Annotated in this window: 21 protein-coding genes, 1 pseudogene and 1 riboswitch; of the genes and pseudogenes, 16 read left to right on the forward strand and 6 right to left on the reverse strand. The window is 62.6% G+C overall.

Annotated elements, in window-relative coordinates:
* Positions 1-16: 16 nt before the first annotated feature.
* Complete coding sequence (locus ACR65T_RS04340) at positions 17-481, forward strand: PTS sugar transporter subunit IIA (RefSeq protein WP_014891684.1); 465 nt, start codon at positions 17-19, stop codon at positions 479-481.
* A 13-nt stretch (positions 482-494) separates the two neighbouring features.
* Here the strand turns inward: ACR65T_RS04340 and ACR65T_RS04345 are convergent, their stop codons facing one another.
* Entirely contained in the window at positions 495-773 is a 279-nt protein-coding gene (locus ACR65T_RS04345) for a general stress protein (RefSeq protein WP_014891685.1), read from the reverse strand.
* Positions 774-927: 154 nt separating this feature from the next.
* On the reverse strand, positions 928-1,743 hold the full coding sequence (locus ACR65T_RS04350; RefSeq protein WP_434495330.1) for a response regulator: 816 nt from the start codon (positions 1,741-1,743) through the stop codon (positions 928-930).
* 323 nt (positions 1,744-2,066) lie between these two features.
* Between ACR65T_RS04350 and ACR65T_RS04355 the strand changes: the two genes are divergently transcribed.
* From ACR65T_RS04355 to ACR65T_RS04395, 9 genes and pseudogenes are all read left to right on the forward strand, one after another.
* Positions 2,067-2,309 (forward strand): NepR family anti-sigma factor, encoded by a 243-nt coding sequence (locus ACR65T_RS04355; protein WP_434495331.1) that lies wholly within the window; start codon positions 2,067-2,069, stop codon positions 2,307-2,309.
* Positions 2,306-2,875, forward strand: a complete 570-nt coding sequence (locus tag ACR65T_RS04360; RefSeq protein WP_434495332.1) for a sigma-70 family RNA polymerase sigma factor — start codon at positions 2,306-2,308, stop codon at positions 2,873-2,875. Before ACR65T_RS04355 ends, ACR65T_RS04360 begins: the two co-directional genes overlap by 4 nt.
* A 63-nt stretch (positions 2,876-2,938) precedes the next feature.
* Entirely contained in the window at positions 2,939-4,336 is a 1,398-nt protein-coding gene (gene fumC, locus ACR65T_RS04365; protein ID WP_434495333.1) for a class II fumarate hydratase, read from the forward strand.
* 209 nt (positions 4,337-4,545) lie between these two features.
* A complete protein-coding gene (locus ACR65T_RS04370) occupies positions 4,546-5,934 on the forward strand; it encodes a M20/M25/M40 family metallo-hydrolase (RefSeq protein WP_434495334.1) in 1,389 nt (462 codons plus the stop codon).
* Between the two features lie 27 nt (positions 5,935-5,961).
* Positions 5,962-6,166: riboswitch (cobalamin riboswitch) on the forward strand.
* A gap of 109 nt (positions 6,167-6,275) precedes the next feature.
* Entirely contained in the window at positions 6,276-8,354 is a 2,079-nt protein-coding gene (locus ACR65T_RS04375) for a TonB-dependent receptor plug domain-containing protein (RefSeq protein ID WP_434495335.1), read from the forward strand.
* Between the two features lie 26 nt (positions 8,355-8,380).
* Complete coding sequence (locus ACR65T_RS04380) at positions 8,381-8,980, forward strand: DUF7676 family protein (RefSeq protein WP_434495336.1); 600 nt, start codon at positions 8,381-8,383, stop codon at positions 8,978-8,980.
* A 54-nt stretch (positions 8,981-9,034) separates the two neighbouring features.
* Complete coding sequence (locus ACR65T_RS04385) at positions 9,035-9,589, forward strand: hypothetical protein (protein ID WP_434495337.1); 555 nt, start codon at positions 9,035-9,037, stop codon at positions 9,587-9,589.
* 355 nt (positions 9,590-9,944) lie between these two features.
* Positions 9,945-10,202, forward strand: a pseudogene (locus ACR65T_RS04390) (histidine kinase dimerization/phosphoacceptor domain -containing protein); the annotation flags it as partial.
* Between the two features lie 39 nt (positions 10,203-10,241).
* Positions 10,242-10,592, forward strand: a complete 351-nt coding sequence (locus ACR65T_RS04395) for an ATP-binding protein (RefSeq protein ID WP_434495453.1) — start codon at positions 10,242-10,244, stop codon at positions 10,590-10,592.
* 131 nt (positions 10,593-10,723) lie between these two features.
* Here ACR65T_RS04395 and ACR65T_RS04400 read toward each other — a convergent pair whose 3' ends face one another.
* Positions 10,724-11,689 carry a LysR family transcriptional regulator gene (locus tag ACR65T_RS04400; RefSeq protein WP_434495338.1) on the reverse strand — a complete coding sequence of 322 codons (966 nt, stop codon included), beginning with the start codon at positions 11,687-11,689 and terminating at the stop codon, positions 10,724-10,726.
* A gap of 244 nt (positions 11,690-11,933) precedes the next feature.
* Between ACR65T_RS04400 and ACR65T_RS04405 the strand changes: the two genes are divergently transcribed.
* From ACR65T_RS04405 to ACR65T_RS04425, 5 genes are all read left to right on the forward strand, one after another.
* Positions 11,934-12,593: a DUF938 domain-containing protein gene (locus tag ACR65T_RS04405; RefSeq protein ID WP_434495339.1), complete on the forward strand. Its 660-nt coding sequence runs from the start codon at positions 11,934-11,936 to the stop codon at positions 12,591-12,593.
* 31 nt (positions 12,594-12,624) lie between these two features.
* Positions 12,625-13,371, forward strand: coding sequence for an SDR family NAD(P)-dependent oxidoreductase (locus tag ACR65T_RS04410; RefSeq protein ID WP_434495340.1), 747 nt, complete (start codon positions 12,625-12,627; stop codon positions 13,369-13,371).
* 33 nt (positions 13,372-13,404) lie between these two features.
* The gene (locus ACR65T_RS04415) at positions 13,405-14,028 is read left to right on the forward strand and encodes a DUF1326 domain-containing protein (protein ID WP_434495341.1); all 624 of its coding nucleotides are present in this window, start codon (positions 13,405-13,407) and stop codon (positions 14,026-14,028) included.
* 17 nt (positions 14,029-14,045) lie between these two features.
* Positions 14,046-14,825, forward strand: coding sequence for a DUF2182 domain-containing protein (locus ACR65T_RS04420; RefSeq protein WP_434495342.1), 780 nt, complete (start codon positions 14,046-14,048; stop codon positions 14,823-14,825).
* Positions 14,826-15,173: 348 nt separating this feature from the next.
* Complete coding sequence (locus ACR65T_RS04425; RefSeq protein WP_434495343.1) at positions 15,174-15,884, forward strand: L,D-transpeptidase; 711 nt, start codon at positions 15,174-15,176, stop codon at positions 15,882-15,884.
* 70 nt (positions 15,885-15,954) lie between these two features.
* On the opposite strand, the gene ACR65T_RS04430 is transcribed toward ACR65T_RS04425, so the two are convergent.
* Positions 15,955-16,494 (reverse strand): cob(I)yrinic acid a,c-diamide adenosyltransferase, encoded by a 540-nt coding sequence (locus ACR65T_RS04430; protein WP_434495344.1) that lies wholly within the window; start codon positions 16,492-16,494, stop codon positions 15,955-15,957.
* Between the two features lie 316 nt (positions 16,495-16,810).
* On the opposite strand from ACR65T_RS04430, the gene hemA reads away from it, so the two are divergent.
* On the forward strand, positions 16,811-18,097 hold the full coding sequence (hemA, locus tag ACR65T_RS04435) for a 5-aminolevulinate synthase (protein ID WP_434495345.1): 1,287 nt from the start codon (positions 16,811-16,813) through the stop codon (positions 18,095-18,097).
* A gap of 71 nt (positions 18,098-18,168) precedes the next feature.
* Here the strand turns inward: hemA and ACR65T_RS04440 are convergent, their stop codons facing one another.
* Together ACR65T_RS04440 and ACR65T_RS04445 are read right to left on the reverse strand one after the other, a co-directional pair.
* On the reverse strand, positions 18,169-20,484 hold the full coding sequence (locus ACR65T_RS04440; protein ID WP_434495346.1) for a S8 family peptidase: 2,316 nt from the start codon (positions 20,482-20,484) through the stop codon (positions 18,169-18,171).
* Positions 20,485-20,768: 284 nt separating this feature from the next.
* A complete protein-coding gene (locus ACR65T_RS04445; protein ID WP_434495347.1) occupies positions 20,769-21,158 on the reverse strand; it encodes a YybH family protein in 390 nt (129 codons plus the stop codon).
* Between the last annotated feature and the right edge of the window lie 16 nt (positions 21,159-21,174).

Below are 21,174 nucleotides of genomic sequence, written 5' to 3' on the forward strand. Positions count from 1 at the left end.
GCAGGATGATCGTCGCATGCGGCCAACGGACTTGGTTTCGCCGGATTCGGTTTGCGCCTCGTTGAAGGCGACGACGAAGAAGCATCTTCTCCAGGAACTCAGCGAGAAGGCCGCGAAGATTTGCGGGCTTCCGGCGCGCGAGATCTTCGATGCGCTTCTTCACCGCGAGCGGCTGGGCTCGACGGGAATTGGCGAAGGCATCGCCATTCCACATGGAAAGCTCGCGAAATTGAAGGGGATTTACGGCGTGTTCGGTCGTCTGGACCGGCCTGTCGACTTCGGGTCTCTTGACGGCGCGCCGGTCGATCTCGTGTTTATGATCCTCACGCCCGAGAGTTCGGGCGCTGATCATCTCAAGGCGCTTGCCTGCGCGGCCCGCATGCTGAGGGAGCAAGGCCTCGTGGCGACGCTACGCGGGACGCGCGACGACGATGCGCTCTATTCGCTGATCGCGCAGCGCTCGAAGCCGTTTGCAGCATAAATTGCGCCGCTCCTTAGAGCGGCGCGCTGCGTTTTTGGGCGCCGCCTCCATGCGAGGCGTGTCCGCCTTTGCGGCCGGCTTCCGAAGCGAGCGCATGATCGCGCGAGAAGCTCCGCTTGGCCGGATTCACGCTTTGACCGCCCTTGCGCCCTGCCCGGGCCGCAAGATCTGGGTTCTGCGAGAAGCTTCGCTTCTCGTCAGGAACGCTCTGGCCGCCTTTGCGTGCGATGGCCCGCTGCTTTTCGGGATCCATAGACGCAAAACCGCGACTGGATTTTTTATTCTCCTCCATGGGCCGCCTCTCAAAGTTCCCAGCGCCTTCGGCTATAACTCGCCGGCTCGGCCAATGTTTCTGGGTGGCGGCGATTTATCTTCGCAGTCCCGAAGGATCCCCCGCCGGGGAGGCGAGGGCGCAAAAAATTAATGTTTGCAATGAGATCAGAGACTCACATGCCGACCCGCGGCGCGCTTTGTTCGCGGCGACCGGCGCGGCGTTCAAAAAACAGCGCCTGGCTGATGACGGCCTTGAGGCTTTCGACGTTGAAGGGTTTGGCGATCAGAAAGGCCGGTTCGGGCGGCTCGCCGGTCAAAAACCGCTCGGGGTAGGCGGTGACGAAGATCACCGGGATGGAAAGAGAGACGAGGATCTCGTTTACGGCGTCGAGCCCGGAACTGCCGTCCGCGAGCTGGATATCGGCGAGAATCAGTCCCGGGTTGCCATCTTGTATGGCCGCCAGCGCCTCGGCGTGAGTGCGCGGCATGCCGACCACCCGATGTCCCAGCTCCTCGACGATGCTCCTCAGGTCATGGGCGATCAGGGGCTCGTCCTCGATAATCAGCACGTCGGTCGCGATCTGATCGGCGATCTCGCCGTTTGCCGCCTCGATCAGGGCGCTAGCCTCGAGCTCCGAAACCTTTAGAGTCTGACCAATCTGGTCGAGATCGAAGCCTTCGAGCGCCTGCAGCAAAAAGGCTATTCGCGGCTTCAGCGAAATAGCGTCGAGATTGCGTCGGCCGTTTTCCGCCAGCGCGCCGGAGCGATCGGTGTGGGCGTTGATCGGCGACGCCGCCCAGACATCCAGGAACAGACGGTATACAGCGATGCGCAGGTCGTCGGAATCTGTGATGCGGCTGGGTTCCGCGACGACGGTTTCGAGAGTGGCCAGCACATAGGCGTCGCCGCCTTCCCGATCGCCGACCAATGCGCGCGCGAAACGTCTCAAATAGGGAATATGCGCTGAAATTTCCTTTGACGCCGACATGTCTTACAACTCCAGCAGCATCGAGCCTCGCAGAGGAGAGGAGTGCGGGCTAAGCAGATTCAAAACTTGGACAATACGTCAAAACTGCTCGGCATTTTAGGGAACCAATCCTTCAGCGGTGCGTTTTGCCTACCGTCCTTGCGGCGCAGTATAACGCGGCGGCTCCAGAAATCATGCATATTAAAATAGAGGGCTCCATGGGGAATAAGAATCCGGAGAATATAGTTGCGCGGGCGAAAGCAGACGACGACGCTTTCGCAGGCGACGGGCGGTATTCTTCGAGACCGGGCCCTCGCAGGGTGGAGACGTTTGCAGGGTGGGTGATGACACGTGACGAATTCGGCGATCGTCGCCGAGGAGTAGGGGAGGCGCGCTGCGGCGCACAACCGGCCCCGCGACAGCGGCCAGTGGAATTTCAGGACTCGATCGGAAAGGAACTCCGCAATCTCTACGACGATGTCGTGGCTCAACCGGTTCCCGATCGGTTTCTGAAACTTTTGAACCAACTCGAAACGAATGTGCTATCCTCCCCGGCGACGTCAAGCGCGCCGAGGAAGAGTGAGTGAAGGCAAGCGAAGCAGCGCATTCGGCAGGACAGGGATTGAAGGCTGATCTGATCGCAGCCATCCCGAGCTTGCGCGCGTTCGCGGTGTCGATTTGCGGAAACTCCGATCGCGCCGACGACCTCGTTCAGGAAACTCTGGTCAAGGCCTGGGGCAGTCTCGCGACGTTTTCGGAAGGCACCAATCTCACCGCCTGGCTGTTCACGATTCTGCGCAACATCTACTACAGCGAGTTTCGTAAGCGCCGACGCGAGGCCCCCGATCCCGACGGGCTGATCGCCGGACGATTGGTCGCGCCGGAATCGCAGCACGCGCATATGGATTTTCTCGACTTTCGTGACGCGATGCAAAAATTGCCGCTCGATCAGCGCGAGGCGCTGATCCTGGTCGGCGCCTCCGGCATGTCATATGAGGAAGCGGCTCAAATCTGCGGCTGCGCGCCGGGCACGATGAAGAGCCGGGTGAACCGCGCGCGCAATCGGCTCTCAGACCTGATGTCGGCGCCGCCAAGCGCCGAGCCGCGCGAATGGTCCTCGGCCGAGCAGCTCTCCGCAGCCACGCGCGATTGAACGCTACTCGGAAATGCCGCATAGGGAGGCGCGCGAAACGCCCCTTTCCATGCGAGCCAGCCGATGACCGACGATCACAGAATTGAACGCGACTCCTTCGGCGACATCGCCGTGCCGTCCTGGGCCTATTGGGGCGCCCAGACCGAACGGTCGCGGGAGAATTTTCCGATCGGCGGCGATCTCATGCCGATCGAGATCGTGCATGCGCTGGCGCGCATCAAGCTCGCGGCCGCCAAGGTCAACGCCAGGAAAGGCCTGCTCGAGCCTAAAATCGCCGACGCGATCGTCGCCGCCGCGCGCGAAGTGATCGACGGCAAGCTCGACGCGCATTTTCCGCTCGTCGTCTGGCAGACCGGCTCCGGCACCCAGACGAACATGAACGTCAACGAGGTCATCGCCAATCGCGCCAATGAAATGCTCGGCGCGCCGCGCGGCGCGAAATCGCCGGTGCATCCCAATGATCACGTCAATCTCGGCCAGTCGTCGAACGACAGTTTTCCGACCGCCATGCACATCGCCGGCGCCACGACGATCTCCGGCCGGCTGATTCCCGCCGTCGAGCGGCTGCATATTTCGCTCAACGCCAAGGCGGTGAAATTCGCCGATATCATCAAGATCGGCCGCACCCATCTGCAGGATGCGACGCCGGTGACGCTCGGCCAGGAGTTTTCCGGCTATGCGGCGCAGGCCGAATACGCGGAACGGCGCATCAGAACCACCCTCGCCGATCTTCTGCAGCTCGCCCAGGGCGGCACGGCGGTGGGCACCGGCGTCAACACCTTCAAAGGCTTTGGCGAAGAGGTCGCCGCCGATATCGCGGAACAGACAGGGCTGCCTTTCGTCTCGGCGTCCAATAAGTTCGAGGCGCTCGCGACTCACGATGCGATCGTCTTCGCGCATGGCGCGCTCAACGCGCTGGCCTCGGGCCTCTATAAGATCGCCTGCGACATTCGCCTGCTCGGCTCCGGGCCGCGCGCCGGCTTCGGGGAACTGAGGCTTCCCGAGAACGAGCCGGGTTCGTCGATCATGCCGGGCAAGGTCAATCCGACCCAGGTCGAGTCGCTGACCATGGTGTGCACGCGCGTCTTCGGCAACAACGCGACGATCACCTTCGCCGCTTCGCAGGGCCATCTCGAACTCAATGTGCTGAAGCCCGTCGTCGGCTTCGCGCTGCTCGAATCGACGATCCTGCTCGCCGACGGCATCAACAGTTTCGTCGCGCGCTGCGTCGACGGCATTGAAGCGGATGAGGCCAATATCAAGCGCTTCCTCGACCGCTCGCTGATGCTCGTCACCGCGCTCGCGCCAAAGATCGGCTATGACGCAGCCTCGAAGATCGCTCGCGCCGCGCATAAGAACGGCACGAGCCTGAAGGAAGAGGCGCTGGCTTCCGGCAAGGTCACGGAGGTCGAGTTCGACGAAATCGTGCGGCCGGAGAATATGCTCGCGCCGAGCGCGTGAGCATCCTCCTTTTGACCTCGTCCTTCGAGACGCCGCCTAAAGGCGGCTCCTCAGGATGAGGTCAAGGGGAGCAAACAGGGTTTCCTCATCCTGAGGAGACCGCGAAGCGGTCGTCTCGAAGGACGAGGAAACCCGTGCCTCAGACAAGCTGAGCCTTCCCCTCGCCGTGCATAGGCACTAGTTTCATCTCCTCACCGAGGAGCTGATTCATGGCCGCGATCGACGCCGTGCTCACGACAATAGACGCCAATCTCGACGCTTCGAGAGAACGCCTGTTCGATCTCTTGCGCATCCCCTCGGTTTCCACCGATCCGGCCTATAATGCGCAATGCCTGCGGGCGGCGAACTGGCTCAAGGATCAGCTCGCTGGCCTTGGCTACGAGGCGCAGGTGCGCGAGACGCCCGGCCATCCGATCGTCGTTGGCCACGCCAAGGCGAAGCGCAAGGATGCGCCGCATGTGCTGTTCTACGGCCATTATGATGTGCAGCCGCCCGATCCGCTGGAGCTGTGGGAAACCGAGCCCTTCGCGCCGCGGCTGACCGAGGGCAAGGACGGCAAGGACATCGTCGCCCGCGGCGCCTCGGACGACAAAGGCCAGCTGATGACTTTCGTCGAAGCCTGTCGCGCGTTCGAGGCGAATGGCGGCCTGCCCTGCAACGTCACTTTTCTGTTCGAGGGCGAAGAGGAGACCGGGTCGCCCTCGCTTCCGGGCTTTCTCGCCGCGCATAAGGACGAACTCTCGGCGCCCGATCTCGCGCTCGTCTGCGACACCAGCATGTGGAACGCTTCAACGCCGGCGATCACGGTGATGCTGCGCGGGCTCGCGCTCGAAGAGGTGATCATCAAAGGGCCGAGCCATGATCTGCATTCCGGCATGTTCGGCGGGCCGGTGCTGAATCCGATTCATGTGCTGGCGAAAATCATCGCCGATCTGCATGACATTGAGGGCAAGGTGACGCTGCCAGGCTTCTACGCCAGCGTGCCGGAGATTCCCGAAGACATCGCCGAGCAATGGCGCGCCATCGACTTCGACGAGGCCAAATGGCTCTCGGAAATCGGCCTCACGCACGTTGGCGGCGAAACGGGCCGCGGAATCATCGAGCAGATCTGGGCGCGCCCGACCTGCGACGTGAATGGAATCATTGGCGGCTACACCGGCGCCGGATCGAAGACGGTGCTGCCGGCGCAGGCGTCGGCGAAATTTTCCTTTCGTCTCGTCGGCAAGCAGGACTCGAAAGCGATTCTCGAAAGCTTCCGTAGCTTCGTGCGCGAGCGTCTGCCAACCGACGCCAAGGCCGAATTCATTTCACATGGCGCTTCGAACGCTTTGCAACTTCCCTTCGGCTCGGAGGCGCTCAATCGCGCGCGCCGCGCACTTGCGGAAGAATGGGAGAAGGAAGCGGTGCTCGCCGGCTGCGGCGGCTCGATCCCGATCGTGGGTAGTTTCAAGCGCGACCTCAATATGGATTCGCTGATGATCGGCTTCGCGCATGACGACGACCGTATCCATTCGCCCAATGAGAAATATTCCTACGCGTCGTTCCACAAGGGAACGCGCTCCTGGGCGCGGGTGCTTGCGGCGCTGGCGGCGGCGTAGCGCTCTTGACTCGCGATGCGATCGGCATTCTATTTTGCGGCAGACGGTTCCTAACGGGATCAAAATGGGAATGCGGTGAGCGCGCTGCTTCGTGCGCAATTCCGCGGCTGCCCCCGCAACTGTAAGCGGCGAGCCGACGACCACTAAGCCACTGGAGCCATAAGGCTCTGGGAAGGCGGTCCGAGGCGACAACCCGCGAGCCAGGAGACCTGCCGTCGCTTCGTGGTCACGCGCGAAAGCGTCGGGCGGGGTGCACCGATGCGGCCGATGCCTCTCGCCTTGTCGGCGTAGGGCAAAGACCTTCGCAGTGACGGCCCACGTCTCGCTGCGAGTCTACGCGCATGCATATCCACATTCAGAGCCCCGCCTTGCGCGGCGCATTTCTGCTGTCCTTATCCCTCTCCGCTTCCGTCGCTTTCGCCCAGCAGTCCTTGCCGGTCATCGAGGTCGGACCATTAAGCCCGGCGCAGCCGGGCTCGCCCGGCGCCGACGTCGAAGACCAAACCGTCGTCACGCCGACGCGCGTCGAGCAGCCGGCATCGAGCAGCGGCGCCTCGGTCAGCGTCATTCATGCGCGTGATATTCAGAAGCGCGGATCGCTCGGCTTCAACGACGTTCTGCGCGGCGTTCCGGGACTGGACGTCTATTCGAATGGCGGGCCTGGAACGCAAACCTCCGTCGCTTTGCGCGGCTCGACGCCCGGCCAGACGTTGGTGCTGATCGACGGCATTCGCATTGGCGATCCAACGAGCACGGACGGTTCGGTCGACTTCGGTCGGCTGCTTCCGACCGACATCGACCGGATCGAAGTGCTGCGCGGTCCGCAGTCGGCGCTTTACGGCTCGGACGCGATGGGCGGCGTGATCAATATCATCACCCGCCGCGGCAAGGGCGCGCCGCAAGGCTGGCTCATGTCGGAGGGCGGCGCCTATGGAACGTCGTCGTCGCGCGCGTCGATCTCCGGCGCCGACGGGCAGGGCTCCTACGCGCTGTCGATCTCGGGCCTGCATGCCGATGGCTTTCCGCGCTACGGCTATCGTCCACAGCGCCCCATCGTGATCGGCGATCAGACGACGCCGCTGCCGCCGCTGCCCGCCGACGATCCGACGAACAATGTCGGGGTCACCGGGCGCATCGGCTATGAGTTCACCGAAGATGCGCGGGTCGAGGCGGGCCTTGCCGGCTACGACAGCGCCATTCGCTACGACAATCCCTACGCCTTCAATCCTTGGAGCGTTTTCGATCCTTTCAATCATCAGCATGCGACCTTCATGCAGGGCTATGTGCGGCTCGGCGCAGACATGTTCGACAAGAGTCTCCGCAACAGGCTGACGCTCTACGCCAATCGGGGAAACCGTGACGTCTGGTCGACGGAAGCCTGTTTCGACATGCAGACCTTCCTGTCGCAGAACTGCCGCTTCGGCTATCTCGGCGGGCGCAGGGGCGTCGAATATCAGAGCGATATCGCGCTTGGGCCGCTAGGTCTCGCGACGCTCGGCTCGCGCGTCGAAACCGAGACGGCGCAAACTTCGCGCGAAGCCTGGATCGTCGATGATTTCACGCCGTCGCGCGCCGTCCAGACGACATGGTCCGGCTATGCGCAGCATCAATTCACGCTCTTCGACCGGCTCGACATTTCCTATGGCGGGCGCGCCGATGCGGTGAGCAAGAACCAAACGTTTCTCACCTGGCGGACGATGGCGAATTTCCGCATCGATGAGATCGGCATGCGGCTGCGCGGCTCCGCCGCCACCGGCGCCAAGACCGCTTCGCTCTATCAGCGGTTCAGCCAGTACGGCGATCCATCGCTCGCGCCCGAACGCGTGCTCGGCTTCGACGCCGGCATAGATCAGAGCTTTTTCGGCGGCTTCGCGACGGCGTCTGCCTCCGTCTTTGCCAATCGCTATGCGAATCTCGTGCAGTTCGGAAAGGCCGAGAGCTGCATGGCGACGCAGATCTTCGGCTGCTATTTCAACGTCGGGCGCGCGGATACGCGCGGCGTCGAATTTTCGGGTGAAGCCAGTCTCGTGCCCGGCGCTCTGCTGTTGCGCGGCAGCTACACGTTTCTTGCCGCGCGAAATCTCGATGATGACGAGGACAGCATCTATGCCGGACGCACGCTGCTGCGCCGTCCGCGCCACAAGGGCATGTGGTCGGTCATTTATACGGGCGCGCCGGGTCTCGAACTTGAGGCGCGCGCCAATATCGTCGGCGCCGCGCATGATTTGGATTTCATCTTCAACAAACGCGTGATGCTCGCGCCCTATGTGCGGCTCGATCTTTTCGCCAATTACAGGCTGACCGACCAGCTGACGCTGCATGGGCGCATCGAGAATGTGGGCAATGCGCTCTACGAGGAAGTCTACAATTATTCGACGACGGCGCGCGCCTTCTATGGCGGCGTGAAATACGCCTGGTGACCAAAGCAACGGCAGAGGAGATCGATATGGAAGCCAACGCGGACGTGACGCCAAGAACAACGCCAAGACGCATCGTCGAGCCCGATGGCGCGGCGCTCGACGTCTTCGCGCTGCCGACAGATCCGGCGAGTCTCGAAGAACTGTTTCGCGACCTTTTCGAACATCGCTGGCGCGACATCGTCTTCGGGCCGATCATTCAAGGCGCGGCGTGGGAGATCCACGCCGATCGCCCGCCGACGCGGATCAGGCTGCTCGACGGCTATCTCACCGTCGCCTTCGGCGTCACGCATTTTCATGTCTGCATCGGCGAGAATAAGGGATCGCGCGCCCGGCCGACGTCTCCCGAACTTGCAAAGCTTAGACGCACGTCGCGCGCCGAACTCTATCGCCGGCGAAACACGAGCTGCGTGCCGATGTCGTGGGGACTGCAGCTGTTCAACGGCGCCGGCGAGCAGCAGATCACCGTGCTGCTGCCCAATCCCTTCCTCGACGCGGAGACCGACAAGGTTCTCAAAGAGCCGGATTGGTCGCGCCTCGCGCTGTGGGACAAATTGCGCGCGCGCTGGTTTGGCCTGCACGAACCCGATCCCATTGATCGTTCAGCAGGCCGGTTGCGAGGCGACTGATCCGTCGCGCTTTTGATTTTCGACTTCCTTAGTGTTCACCTGAAAGGAAACCTCATGTCGCTGACGCTTTCCACTCTTCCGACGACAAACCGCCGCGCGCTCTGGGCCGCGACCTTCATCGCCGCGAGCATTATTTTCAGCTTCGGTTGGGCCTGCGCCTTGCCGCTCGCGGGCTTCGCCGCCGTCGCGGCGCTCACAAGCGCGCGTCGCGAGGCTCTGCTGCTGACGGGCGCCGTCTGGTTCGCCAATCAGGCAGTGGGCTTCCTCTTCCTGCATTATCCGACGGACGCGATGACGCTGTTTTGGGGCGGCGCGCTTGGCGTCATCGCTCTGCTGTCGTGTGAAAGCGCCGGCCTGCTTGCGCGCCGCTTTTCTGGTTTCGCCGGCGGTCTCGCCGCTTTCCTAGCGGCCTTCGTCGTCTATGAGAGTCTGATTCTGGCGGTCACTGCGGCGACAGGACCCGGCGTCGATCATTTCACCGCGCCGGTCGTGACGCGGATCTTTCTCATCAATCTCGGCGCCTTCGTCGCGCTGCTGGTTCTAAGGGCCGCAGGCGCCGCGGTCGCGAAACGCGATCTGGCGAAGCCGTTCGCCTCGCGCCCGATCTAAGCGCGTAGGAGGAGGGGACGAAGGTTGTCGCGACCTTTAGCGGACGTCGTGCTGACTGAGTCACAGTCCGCTTCAGGCCTTGATGCGGCTTTGGTCGAGTCGTTGACTGGTAAGGTCCGGGAAGAAGGAAAGAACAAAGGCCAACTCGCGATGGCCGCGTTCTTTTCTGCGGACAGGGAAGCGCGCCAGCGCGTGCGCTTCGCCTCTGACCGTCTCCACAACGACATACACGACTGAGTTTGTTTCGAAAAATATCCGAACATAAAACAGCCAAGAAGAATTTGCGTGATGCCAAAACAACTTACGCGACGGAGGCGCAATCCTGTTGAATGTTGCATCAGACGGACCGCTGGAATTGAGGCGGGAAATTGCCTCGCTGAGAGCGCAGCTGGTCTCGTCGCAGCAGCGCTACGAAGAGATTTGCCATCGGATCAGAAACGAATTGCAGGTCTTATCGGCTCTCTTTGCCGCGCAGCGGAGACAGTGTGGCCATCCGGCACAATGCGACATCTGCGTTTCGCGCATTTGCGCGACCGCGGCGCTCCACGGCGTGCTCGATACGGATGAGCACGAGATCTGCAGCCTCGGTTCTTTCGTTAGGCTTCTCGTTGAAACTCTGCATTCGGCCTTTGACAGTCGTTATGAGAGCATCGTGGCCGTAGACGGAGACATCGAAATTGACTGCGCGCGCGCAAAAAGCGTCGGCCTTGTGGTCGTCGAGGCGACGGTAAATGCTCTCAAATACGCCCTCGCCGGTCTCGAGAAGGGCAGGATCGAAACGCGCGTCCGGTGTTTCCGGGGCGAGGTCGAGCTGGTCGTTGAAAACGACGGAGCGCCCTTTCCGATAGGAGCATCGTTCCAGTCGACCGAAGTTTCAGGAAAGGGCCTCGCGCTCATGCATGATATTGCGGGGCAACTTGGCGGAGCTTTGGAGATCACGCCGAGCGCCATGGGAACTGCGCTGCGGCTCACTTTTCCGGTCGCTCTCCCGCAGCGATGCTAGGGGCTCGATAGCGACGGCGGGCGAGGACCGTTTGTTTTGAAATTTAAGAATGCCGAGCCGTGCGTCGTCATAGGAACTCCGATAGGCTTCGTTGCAGTGCGGCACGCAGGCTTGCGCCTCGCAATTCGGCTTTAGTGAATATGCGCCTTGGCGCCGCCGCCGGCGTTCGCATCATTGTCGCTGTCGCGGCGGCAGGCCATCCGCACGCGTTCCCGCAGCCACATATGCGCGTGATCTTTTTCGTGGCGCGGATGCCAGAGCATCATCAACGCGTAGCGGGGCAGGTCGATCGGGATCGGCAGGATTTTGAGCGGAGCCAGCTGTACGAACTGCTCGGCCATCCTCTGGGGCAGACAGAGCATGAGGTCGGTCTTCTCGAGAATCCAAGGCGTCGTCAAGAAGTTCGGCAGGACGAGAAATACGTTTCTACGTAGCCCCAACTTCGCGAGACTGTCGTCGATCAGGCCCGTCCCTGCTTCCCGCCAGCTGATCAGCACATGCTTGCATTCCAGAAATTGCGCCAGACTGATGTCGTTGCCCGGGACTGCGGCGTTGGATTTTCTTGTGAGGCAAACGATGCTCTCGGCCATCAATGCCTGCGAGCAGACATGCGGCGTGCTGCCGAAGATTGCGTCGAAGCCGATCGCCAGATCGATATTGTCTTTCTCGAGCACGATGTGGGGCGGCCCGGTTATTGGCTGCCGAATATGTACATCGATATGCGGGGCGATGCGGATCATCGATTCGGCAAGCGTCGGCAACAGGGCGAACCCGACATAGTCGCTTGTGGAGATCACGAAGCGCCGGCAGCTGGTCGCGGGATCAAATTCTGGCGGGGGTTCGACGATCCTTTCGATCTCCCGAAGCACGGCGGCCGTTGGCTCCAGCAGCGCAAGCGCGCGCGCCGTAGGGACCATGCCCGATGCGGACTTCACGAGTATCGGATCGTCGAGCTGGTTGCGCAGCCTGCGCAGAATATGGCTCATGGCGGGCTGGCTCAGACATAGCTTTTCTGCGGCGCGCGAAACGTTCTTCTCTTCGAGAAGCGCCTTCAGCGCCAGCAATAGATTGAGGTCGAAAGACTTGAGGTTGACCATCCTGTCGCTGCCTCTTGCGAATTGAGTCTGCTGTTCCGAACTCGTCGACGGCAGCTCGTCTAGGGGTTTAGTTCCCCGAATGAGTTCATAAGATTTTCGAATTTTACCGCGTCGGCGACAATCGATAAAGCTTTCGACTGCTTGGCCTGAACAACATCCAAAAATGAAAGGCCGCGAAGCGTTCGACGCTTCCGGGCCGCCGGGCGAGCGGCGCAAGCGTCGAGGAAAGCCGAGGAGGACCACCATGTCCATCAATGTGCCCGCAGACCGTCCGCCGATCGATCCGCATCCGCTCAGCCCCTATGTCGCGTGGGCGGGGAATCGAAACCGTGATCCCATTCTCAGCATGTTCAGAGTGATCTTTCCGAACAGCGGCAATGTGCTTGAACTTGCGAGCGGCGCCGGCAACCACATCAACTATTTCGCGCCGCATTTCCCGAATCTGTCGTTTCAGCCTTCTGACTATGACGTCGAAGTGTTCGATTCGATCAAGAAGAAGCGCGACGAAGCAGGCGGCAAGAATATCTTCGATCCCATCAAAATCGATCTGACTGAGCCCAAGACCTGGCCCAGCGCCAGCGATCGGCTCTACGACGCCATTTTCGTCGTGAACCTCTTCCAGGTCGCGCCGGTCTCGATCTGCGACGGCATCGCTCAAGTCGCCGACCGCGTGTTGACCAAGGATGGCTTTGTCGCGATCTATGGGCCTTTCAAGGTTGACGGCAGTTATACGACCGAATCAAACGCCGCTTTCGATCAGGAAATCCTCGCGCCCAAGATTGCCGAATGGGGCCTTAAGGATGTGCGTGACCTCGAGCGCGCCGCCAACGCACACAATATCGCGCTTAAGAAAATTATGGACATGCCGGCGAACAACTTCATTCTTCTCTTTCGGCGCGCATGAGGCGAGCGCGGCCGAAGAGAATTGACGCGCCATGACAGAACCGGCGATGGCGAATAGGGGGGTGGCGCTCGTGATTGGCGTCGGCGCCGAGTCAGGCCTCGGCGCCGCGCTGGCGCGGCGTTTCGCGCGCGAAGGGCTCCGCGTCATGGTCGCGGGCCGCACGCCGGAGCGGCTGCGAATCGTCGCCGAGCAGATTGCCGCGACGCGCGGCGCGGTCGCGATCAAGGTCGCAGACGCCACGAGCGAAGCCGATGTCGCCGCCCTCTTCGACGAAGCAGACCGCGACGGCGACCTCGCGCTGGTCGCCTACAATGTTGGGAATAATATCGCGGCTTCTGCTCAGGACACGACGCCCGAACTCTTCGAGCGCCTTTGGCGACAAAACGCCCTCGGCGGCTTCGTCGTCGGGCGGGAGGCGGCCCGGCGCTTCTCCCAGCGCGGGCAAGGCACGATCCTTTTCACCGGCGCAACGGCGTCCTTGCGCGCGCGTCCGCCCTTTCTTGCCTTCGCCGCCGCCAAGGCCGCCTTGCGTGCCGTCGCCCAAGGCCTCGCCCGCGAGTTCGGCTCAACGGGCGTTCATGTCGTCCATATCGTCATCGACGGCGTGATCGCGGGCGAATATGCGGCGACGAATTTCGCCGACTACGTGCGCTCCAAAGGCGCGGACGGCGTCCTTGCCGTGGACGACATCGCCGACGCCTATTGGGCGCTGCACTGTCAGAAGCGCAGCGCCTGGACTCACGAAATGGACCTTCGGCCCTTCAAGGAGCCTTTCTAGGTCCGCACATTACGGCCGCGGAGAAAACAGAAAATGGCGACGCGAACAAAGTGGCGCTTTGTCGGCGACTATCTCGAGAACTGCAATTGCGACATCGTCTGTCCCTGCCTGGTCTCGACGAAGGCCATGATGGCGACGCCGACGCAGGGGTGCTGCGACAACATTTTGGCGTTCCACATCGACAAAGGCCATTATGGCGACGTGGCGCTGGATGGGCTGAATGTGGCGCTTGCGGCGCATGCGCCGGGGCCCATGGCGGAGGGCGACTGGACGCTCGCCGTCTATATCGACGAGCGCGCAACCGACGATCAGACAGCCGCTCTGGGCGCGATTTTCGGCGGCGAGGAAGGCGGACCGATGGCGGCTTTCGCGCCTTTGGTCGGAACGCATCTCGGCGTTAGGAAGACGTCGATCCATTACACGATCGAGGGCAAATCACGCGCGGTCGAAATCCCGGGCGTTCTCGCCGTCGCCGTCGATCCGCTCGCCAGCATGCATCCGAGCGGCGAAATCTGGGGCATGACCGGACATCCGCTCGCGCCGGAGAAAATCGCTTTCGGCGTTGGCCGCACGGGAAATCATTTCAGCGACCACGGCATGGACTGGAATAATTCGGGCCGGAACGGGCATTACGCGCCGATCGAGTGGTCGAATTGACGGATGGCGCCCCCCGCATGGCACAGACGCGCGTGGACCTGATCGCGCTTCAGCGTAACGCGATCCTGGCCTTGCTGATCGCCTTGTCGGTCGCGGCGTGGGCGCTTCTGATCTGGCAAGGCGCAGGTCATGACGCCCATAGCGGCATGGCCTCGCCGTCCATGGGACTCGGCGCGCCGCTCTTCATCGCTGTCTGGCTGGCGATGACGATTGCGATGATGTTTCCGACGGTGGCGCCGATGGCGCTCACCTTCCACAAGGCGCAGGCCGCGCGGCGCAAACGGGGACAGGCTTTCGTCGGAACATGGGCTTTCCTCGCCGGCTATCTGCTCGTCTGGATGGCGTCTGGCCTCCTCGCTTATATTGGCGCGATCGCCGCGGAGGCTGTCGCCGCGCGCCTGGATCTTTCGGCGGAGGCGCAGGCGCGCGTCGGCGGGTTGATCCTTGTCGCCGCCGGGCTCTACCAGCTCACGCCGTTGAAAGAGCTCTGCCTGACCAAATGCCGCACGCCGATCGGCTTCATCATGACCTCCTGGCGCGAGGGGACGCTCGGCGCCCTGCAGATGGGCGCGCACCACGGCGCCTGGTGCCTTGGCTGTTGCTGGCTGCTATGCGCAATCATGTTTCCTCTCGGCATGATGAACGTCGCCGCGCTTGCGAGCGTGACGGTGATCGTTTTCGCCGAGAAGACCTTGCCATGGGGTCCCGTCGTGGCGCAGGCCATGGGCATCGCCATCCTCGTCTATGGTCTCTTGATCATGATCCAGCCTCAGGCGCTTCCGATCTTCCATGGATGATGGGGCTTCGCTGGGCCGCGCATGTCCGCTTTGCTGATCGGCAAGTCGCGCCGGCGCGAACCACAAATCGCTCAGGCGATTGAGATAGGCGAGCGCGCTCTCGGGCGCGAGCGGCCGCATCGAGCGCAGCCTCGCCAGATGCAAGATCGAGCTGCCGCGCTTTGGCGCTGACGATGGCGCTGATTTGTAAAATCGCCGCCACAGAATGACCGGAATTTCCGATCAAAGCCGATGTTCTTTACATTCCGAAAAGCAAGTGATGGCAAGGTCTCGGCTCGGCAAAGACGTTCAGCGGGTTCAGGCCGGAGTATTCTTTGGTCGGCGGCTGGACATGGGAACTCCAAAATCATGATCGCAGACAATGGGATCGCCGATGCCGGCGAAGGAAACGTGGAAGCGCCGCGCGGGCTTGCGCCGGGGCGTCTCAACCGCCGGTCGTTTCTGGTCGGCTCCGCCGCCGGTCTCGGCGCGGCCGGTCTCGCCGGTTGCGTGTCGTCCGACGACATGATGCGCGCCGAGGCGGCGAAGCTTTACGGGCCGGTGCCCAACGACAAATTCGCGATCCCCGCGGTCGATATCAGCAGGGTCGATCCGAAATATTTTCGCCAGAAAGTGCGCTACGCCTCCAAGGAAGCGCCCGGCACGATCATCATCGATCCCGGCAAATTCCATCTTTACCGCATCGAAGGCGACGGAATGGCCACCCGCTATGGCGCCAATGTCAGCCGCCCCGGGTTCTTGTGGAGCGGTGAAGTTTATATCGGGCGCAAGGCCGAATGGCCCACCTGGACGCCGCCCAAGGAGATGATCGCGCGCCAGCCAGAGGCGCGCAAATATGCCGGCGGCATGCCGGGAGGTCTGGAAAATCCGCTCGGCGCCCGCGTGCTGTATCTCTATAAGAACGGCGTCTACACGGTCTACACGATCTATAGCACCAGCGACCCCGACACGATCGGGCAGGGAATCACGAGCGGCTGCACCGGCCTCCTCAGTCAGGACATGATCGACCTCTATTCGCGAACGCCGGTCAAGACGAAGGTGGTCATGCTGCCGGCATAGCCGAGGGCGTCAGCCTCCGGTCCAGGCGTCGGCGGCGCAAAGCGCTACCCCGTCCCCGCCCCAAAAATCCTTACCCGCCGAGCATCCGGTCCGCGTGTCCGCTGTGCAGATCCGCGAGCCGCGCCAGCGCGAACAATAAATCGCTCAGGCGATTGAGATAGGCGAGGGCGCTCTCGGGCGCCGGCGGCGCTTCGAGCGCGGCGACGCTGCGCTCGGCCCGCCGGGCGACGGCGCGCGCCATATGGAGACGCGCGCTCGCCTCGGCCTCTCCCGGATAGATGAAATCGCGCAAGGGCGGCAGAGCGTCGGTGGCGCGGTCAATCTCGGCTTCGAGCGCCGCGGTCTCGGCGTCGTCGAAGGCAAGATCGATCTTCCGCGCTTCGGCGCTGACAATTGCGCTGATCGTATAGAGCGCCTTTTGCGCGCCGCTCAAAAGATCGTTCGCCTCGGGGAAGACGACGCGCGCCAGACCCAGGCTCGCCGACAATTCGTCGAGATCGCCGACCGCCGCGACGCGCGGATCGAATTTCGCCGCCCGCCGGCCTGAGAAGAGACTCGTCTGGCCTCTGTCGCCTTTTTTCGTATAGAGCTTCATCGCCGTCACGCGCACCCCCGTCTCTTCATTACCTCACGCGAGGCCGGATGGTCATCCCATAAACGCTTCTCTCGAGAAAGCCGCGGCGACGGCGGCGCCAGGCAAGGCGCTGCTTTGACGCCGCCGTGCGGCGCCGCCAATGCGTGGCGCCATTGTTTTTATTGGCGGTGGCCCGGCGTCGCGCAAGAAAAGAGGCGCGGGCGCGTCATTCGGCCACTCGCCTTTCAGGCGCGGATCGGCTATGTAAGAAAACGTCCAAACTAGACGGCGGGCAGGACGGGGGCCTTGTCGTCGGTTTCGGGGGCAAAGAGAAAAATCAAAGGGTTGGAGCATGGTCTATCGGCGTTACTTCGAGGCCGCCGTCTCCCGTCTAAAGGACGAGCGCCGCTATCGCGTCTTCGCGCATCTGGAGCGCGACGTCGAAGCTTTTCCCCTCGCCAATTGGCATCGCGACGACGGCTCGGTCGAGCCCGTGACCATATGGTGCTCCAATGACTATCTCGGCATGGGTCAGCACCCCGACGTGATCGCCGCGATGGTCGACACGGCTGGCCGGGTCGGCGCCGGCTCCGGCGGCACCCGCAACATTTCCGGCACCAGCCACGCCATCGTCGAGCTTGAACGCGAACTCGCCGATCTTCACGGCAAGGAAGCCGCGCTCGTCTTCACCTCGGGCTGGATTTCCAATCTCGCGGCGATTTCGACGATCGCCGACCTTCTGCCCAATTGCGTCATTCTCTCCGACGCCTCGAATCATAATTCGATGATCGAAGGCGTGAAGCGCTCGCGCGCCGAGAAGAAGATCTTTCGCCATAACGATCTTGCGCATCTCGAAGAGCTGCTGATCGAAGCGGGCGATCGGCCCAAGCTCGTCGTCTTCGAAAGCCTCTATTCGATGAACGGCAATATCGCGCCCGTCGGCGACATCGTCGCGCTGGCCGAGCGCTATGGCGCGATGACCTATGTCGACGAGGTGCATGCGGTCGGCATGTATGGCGCACGCGGCGGCGGCGTCTGCGAACGCGAAGGCGTAATGGCGCGCGTCCACGTGATCGAGGGCACGCTCGCCAAGGGCTTCGGCACTATGGGCGGCTATATCGCTGGCGACGCCGTGATCATTGACGCGATCCGGTCCTACGCGGCCTCCTTCATCTTCACGACGGCGCTGCCGCCGGCGGTCGCCGCCGCGGCCTGCGCCGCGGTGCGCCTGCTCAAGCGCCGGCCGGATTTGCGCGCGGCGCATCAGCGCGCCTCGCATATCACCAAGCACGCGCTCGCCGCCGCCGGCCTGCCCGTGTTGGAAAACGGCTCGCATATCGTGCCGGTGATGGTGCGCAACGCCGAGCTCTGCAAGGCTGCGAGTGACATGCTGCTCGATCGCCACTCGATCTACATTCAGCCGATCAACTATCCGACGGTGGCCAAGGGAAGCGAGCGGCTGCGCGTCACGCCGACGCCCTGCCACACGCCGGCGCATATCGCGAACCTCGTCGAGTCGCTCGTCGACGTCTGGCACACGCTCGGCATTCCCTTCGTCGAGCCGCCGTCGCATCTCCACGTCGGAGAGAAGAGCGACGAGAAGTGCAGCTATCCGGAGATCAAGCTCGCGGCGCAGTAGGCGTCGCTCACAAACGCAACAAAGCGCCGGCCTATGGCCGGCGCTTTCTTTCTTTGTGAGGACGCCGCTTGTTATTGCGGCTTGCGCGGCGGCGCGAGACGCCAGGTCACGCGGCCGACTTCCTCGTCGCCATACATCTGCCGCGCGTAGATTTCGAACTCCTGCTTGCGCATATCCTCGGGAATTTTTACGAGGAGGCGCATCGGAATTCGCGCTTTCGCCGGGAAGACCACATCGGCGAACGTCGTGCGTCCCGCCGTTTTGATGGCGACGGCGCCGCGCCGCTCGCGAGCGTCGCCCTTGAGGGGCCGCGCGGCGATCATCACGAGTTCCGCCCACTCCAACGGCATCTCAAGCATCGCTTCCGCCTTCACGGGAAGACGGCTGGCGATCTCCAGCCGCATGCGGCGGGCCTTGTCCGGCGCGCCGGCCATAAGGAAGGGCAGCGCGACGAAGCCCGGAGGTTGGGCGCCCGCCGGCGGCGTATTGTTCACGACGTTGAAGTTGCGCCAGGTCACATTGTTGTTGTTGCGGATGAAGCTGCGGAAATTATCCCAGTCGAGGAAATCCGCGGGCGCCGGGGCCGGATCGCCCGTCGCGCCGATCAGCGCCACGAAGCAATAATGTCCGGGCGCCGGAATGTCGGCGGCCTGCCACTGGATCGCATCCGAAACCGTGAGCTGATCGCCGGTCGGCACGGACGGCAGAGTGGTCGATCCCAACGGATTCCATTGGTCGGGCGTCAGCAGCGTCGAGGGCGGCGCCCAAAAGACTGTCGCCTCGACGTTGTTCGCCGCCGAGCCGCCGCGATTGCGCATGCGGACATAGACGAAATTGTCCTGGCCCGCCTCCGCCTCATAACCGAGCGTGGCGCTGTTCTCGACGCCGCTGCCTTGGCCGAAGGCGGCTTGCGGATCAGCGACCGCGTTCTGACGCAGGATGACGTCGGGGCTCGCCGAGATCGCGCCCATATGGGCGTCGCCGCTATCGCCGACGAAATCGCGCAGATAGACGTCGGGCGCCAGACTGAGCACGTCGCCGTCGATGATCGCGCGCAGATTGGGCATCACGCCGATGCGGTCGACCGCAGGAGTCTGCGATGGCGTGCCATTGGCGGGATGACTCAAGATCTGACGCAACTGCCACGGGGCGAAGCGATGGCCGAGAGCGGCTTGCGCCAGACCCTGTACGGCGAGCGCCGCGCCCGTCACGATGGGCGACGCGCTCGACGTGCCGTTGAACCCGGTCGTATAGAGGTTCGTCGCGACGTTAGAGTTGTCGGAAGAGAGCGTATCGACATTCTCGCCCCAGCCATAGCAGTCGATGCGGCTGCCGAAGCAGGAGAAGCCGAGACGCGTATGCGGCGCGGTCGACGATCCCGCGCCGACAATGATGGCGCCGGAATCCTTGAAGTCGGCGCTGGCGCGATTGAAGACGAGCTCACCGCTCACACTGACCGTATCCAAATCGACGCCGCCATTGCCGCCGGCTTCAACCACCACAACGCCGAGCGCCGTCGCGAGCCGAATGACGTCGAACACCGCGGGCTCGATCTCCACCGGCACTTTGACGTAGCCGGCGAAGCTCGTCTGCGCCTCGAGCAGAAGCACGTCGCCGAAATTCATGACCGCGACGGCGTCGAGAATGGGCTGAGATGTGCTGTAGCCGCCGCCCGAGAGCCATTGACCGACGACGCGCACCGACCCGAGCTTCGGCGTGACGCCGACGCAGCCCACCATATTGTCGATCGCGCAGATTTCTCCGAGCACGCCGGAGCCGTGGAAGAAGAAGGAATTGTTCAGTCCGGAAATGATCGAGATGTTATGCGCCGCGAGATCTTCGTGATTGAGCGTCCAGCCCCATTCGAGATCGACCAGCGCCTGATCGGCGCCGTCGCCGCCGGCGAAAAGCCATGCGTATTCCGCGTCAATGCCGTCTGGCGCAGGGTCGAGATAACCCTGGTTCATGCTGCGCGGATCGTCGGCGGCGTTGACCAGCGGCGGCTCGACGGGCTTTGGCTCGACATAGGCTTTTTCGACGGACGGCCACTGCGAAACGATCCTCGCGACCATCTCCGGCGCCGCGTCGTCCGGCACATTGAGCACGAAATAGCCGAGGAAATCCGGGGCGTGATAGCTCGGATCGCTGACTTCGGCGCGCGCCATCAGGTCGCGAATCTCGTCGGCTTTTTTTGAAGCGAAGAGAGGCGCCATGGAAATGCCCTTGAACTGCTCGGCAAGGCGCGTCCATGCGCCATGAAACCGACGCTCGATTTCCTTCTCCACCGTGGCGTCGTAGGGCAGCTCGATGCGATCGCGGAATTTGACGACGACTCGTGGATGGTAGCTTCCAACGCGCGCGTCTTTTGGGGCAACTTGCTTAGCCATATAAACCTCCATGAAAAAAATGCGCCTGGCCGCATCGCGAGCAGGGCGATGCAAACTCGCTTAGGCGCGCGTCGCACGCTGTGCGCCGCCGCACAATGGTTGGAGGTTGGCGCGGCAGTCGATGGAGATCTCGGCGGGGGCCTCTCCTCAACGTCTTGCGACGCGGAGGCCTTGTCGAACCGCCGTCGCGTGTCGAAAAAAAGCGCGACGGGACGTGCAGCTATCCGGAGATCAAACTCGCGGCGCGATAGCAGCGCGAGACGAGGGTTGAAAGACTTTTCGGCTCAGGATTTTTCCGCAGCCAAAAGATTTGCGTCTCTGGCCAGCCGCCATCGTCCATCGGCTTCCTTGCGTAGAATCGACAAGGTATGCCCGGTCCGATGCAAAGGCGCGCCTCCGTGTAGAGGCGTCGCTGTCATGTCCATGTAATTGCGCAGATACGCCCAGTCGCCAAAAATGCAGAGCTCCTGGATTTCGCTGCGCCCCTCGATTGCGACGTTCTTCATGTTTTTCGAAGCGGCTGCGAAAGCCTCCTTGCCGAATGGCTTTCCCCCCGGCGTCAAAAAAATCACGTCATCCGTCATCAGATCGAGCAGCGCTGAAAGGTCGCCTGCTTTGCTGCAGGCCATCCAGGCTTCGACCAATTCGCGAATGGCTCTTTCGTCGTCCGTCACGCCACAATCCTCCGCG

This window comes from Methylocystis sp. (genome assembly GCF_051061285.1).
Classification (GTDB): Bacteria; Pseudomonadota; Alphaproteobacteria; order Rhizobiales; family Beijerinckiaceae; genus Methylocystis.

Coding starts and splice junctions, on each gene's coding strand:
- ACR65T_RS04410 (WP_434495340.1), top strand. CDS start 12,625: ATGACAGAACCGGCGATGGCGAATAGGGGGGTGGCGCTCGTGATTGGC.
- ACR65T_RS04385 (WP_434495337.1), top strand. CDS start 9,035: ATGTCGCTGACGCTTTCCACTCTTCCGACGACAAACCGCCGCGCGCTC.
- ACR65T_RS04345 (WP_014891685.1), bottom strand. CDS start 773: ATGGAGGAGAATAAAAAATCCAGTCGCGGTTTTGCGTCTATGGATCCC.
- hemA (WP_434495345.1), top strand. CDS start 16,811: ATGGTCTATCGGCGTTACTTCGAGGCCGCCGTCTCCCGTCTAAAGGAC.
- ACR65T_RS04400 (WP_434495338.1), bottom strand. CDS start 11,689: ATGGTCAACCTCAAGTCTTTCGACCTCAATCTATTGCTGGCGCTGAAG.
- ACR65T_RS04420 (WP_434495342.1), top strand. CDS start 14,046: ATGGCACAGACGCGCGTGGACCTGATCGCGCTTCAGCGTAACGCGATC.
- fumC (WP_434495333.1), top strand. CDS start 2,939: ATGACCGACGATCACAGAATTGAACGCGACTCCTTCGGCGACATCGCC.
- ACR65T_RS04355 (WP_434495331.1), top strand. CDS start 2,067: ATGACACGTGACGAATTCGGCGATCGTCGCCGAGGAGTAGGGGAGGCG.
- ACR65T_RS04340 (WP_014891684.1), top strand. CDS start 17: ATGCGGCCAACGGACTTGGTTTCGCCGGATTCGGTTTGCGCCTCGTTG.
- ACR65T_RS04370 (WP_434495334.1), top strand. CDS start 4,546: ATGGCCGCGATCGACGCCGTGCTCACGACAATAGACGCCAATCTCGAC.
- ACR65T_RS04405 (WP_434495339.1), top strand. CDS start 11,934: ATGTCCATCAATGTGCCCGCAGACCGTCCGCCGATCGATCCGCATCCG.
- ACR65T_RS04440 (WP_434495346.1), bottom strand. CDS start 20,484: ATGGCTAAGCAAGTTGCCCCAAAAGACGCGCGCGTTGGAAGCTACCAT.
- ACR65T_RS04350 (WP_434495330.1), bottom strand. CDS start 1,743: ATGTCGGCGTCAAAGGAAATTTCAGCGCATATTCCCTATTTGAGACGT.
- ACR65T_RS04380 (WP_434495336.1), top strand. CDS start 8,381: ATGGAAGCCAACGCGGACGTGACGCCAAGAACAACGCCAAGACGCATC.
- ACR65T_RS04425 (WP_434495343.1), top strand. CDS start 15,174: ATGATCGCAGACAATGGGATCGCCGATGCCGGCGAAGGAAACGTGGAA.
- ACR65T_RS04375 (WP_434495335.1), top strand. CDS start 6,276: ATGCATATCCACATTCAGAGCCCCGCCTTGCGCGGCGCATTTCTGCTG.
- ACR65T_RS04415 (WP_434495341.1), top strand. CDS start 13,405: ATGGCGACGCGAACAAAGTGGCGCTTTGTCGGCGACTATCTCGAGAAC.